The organism is Mesorhizobium sp. M0029 (assembly GCF_040323735.1).
Lineage (GTDB): Bacteria > Pseudomonadota > Alphaproteobacteria > Rhizobiales > Rhizobiaceae > Mesorhizobium.
The window spans coordinates 1-1,018 of the sequence record NZ_JAMYVF010000061.1 but is presented as its reverse complement, the minus strand read 5'-3'; the positions used below and the strand labels follow the sequence as shown (position 1 = coordinate 1,018).

The window sequence follows — 1,018 nt, the reverse complement described above, 5'->3', positions numbered from 1 at the left end:
GGCCTCAGCAGGTACGTCCAAAAACTCGTAATGCTTCCCGCTCGCTACAAACCAAACCGAGAGAACCCTGGTGCTGGGGTCATAGTCGAACTTGCGTATCGAGGTCGACGGCATGGTATGCCATTCAAAAACTCAGCCAGCCGAGTTGGATCGTCAGCTACAGGCTGAAACAGTATTCGAAGACGTGCCCGCGCTTCTCGTCGGCAACCCTGATCCAAATGGGTTCGCTGGTGCGCAGGGTGACGTCGCGCTCCGTCGCTTCCCGCGCCGCCCTGATCGGCGTTGTCGCGTGCACGATGTGGGTAGCCGTCACGGTATCGCCATCCATTTCCTCAACGTGGTATTTCGGCACTTGTGTTCCTAAGCGTCTAGTTCGAGAGGCTGATCGTGATCCGGATCGGCATGATAAGCGACCTGGCGAAAATCGCGCATATCGATCTGTTGCCCGCAAACAGGGCAAGGGAGGAAATGCGCGAGTTCGCTCGCGGGCGGGCCTTCATGTCGGTGCCCAGTTATTGGTCTGCCGAGATCCGATAGCCTGGTCATTATTTCCGCAGAGCCTTCGCTTCTCGCTCCAGCGTTTCGCGTTGGTTGCCGTGCTTCGCGATCAATTCCTTGACCTGCTGCGGGGTGATCCCGGCCTTGGCTGCGAAATACTCGACTTCATAATCCTCATCGGCCGAGACCTGGTCCCGATCGCGAAAGTCCCGCTTGCTCTTGTCGTCGGCCATATCGATTCCTCCTTCGCTCATCCCGCAACGCCGAGTTGACGTGTTTGTTGCACCCAAGAGGCTGATTTCCGGTTTCGGAACTATTTTAGCTCAATCTTATTGAATCGCCGGAGGGCGGATCAGTGCATGCGTTTGAAGTTCATCGAGCCGTTGATGCCGACCCTTGTGGAGAACCCTCCCGAGGGTGAAGGCTGGACCCACGAGGTCAAGTTCGACGGCTACCGATCGCAGATGATCATCGATGAAGACGGCACACGCATTTATACGCGCAACGGCCACGACTGGAC

3 protein-coding genes and 1 pseudogene are annotated in these 1,018 nt (G+C 57.0%); 1 reads left to right on the top strand and 3 read right to left on the bottom strand.

Annotated features, from left to right (window positions below):
- From NKJ76_RS32330 to NKJ76_RS32320, 3 genes are all read right to left on the bottom strand, one after another.
- On the bottom strand, window positions 1-114 hold a 114-nt coding region (locus NKJ76_RS32330; RefSeq protein WP_352539219.1), incomplete at its 3' end, for a KTSC domain-containing protein.
- Window positions 115-157: 43 nt separating this feature from the next.
- Window positions 158-352, bottom strand: coding sequence for a hypothetical protein (locus NKJ76_RS32325; protein ID WP_023673158.1), 195 nt, complete (start codon window positions 350-352; stop codon window positions 158-160).
- A gap of 193 nt (window positions 353-545) precedes the next feature.
- On the bottom strand, window positions 546-731 hold the full coding sequence (locus NKJ76_RS32320; protein WP_023693356.1) for a DUF3606 domain-containing protein: 186 nt from the start codon (window positions 729-731) through the stop codon (window positions 546-548).
- 126 nt (window positions 732-857) lie between these two features.
- Here NKJ76_RS32320 and NKJ76_RS32315 point away from each other — a divergent pair.
- Window positions 858-1,018: pseudogene (locus NKJ76_RS32315) on the top strand (ATP-dependent DNA ligase); the annotation flags it as partial.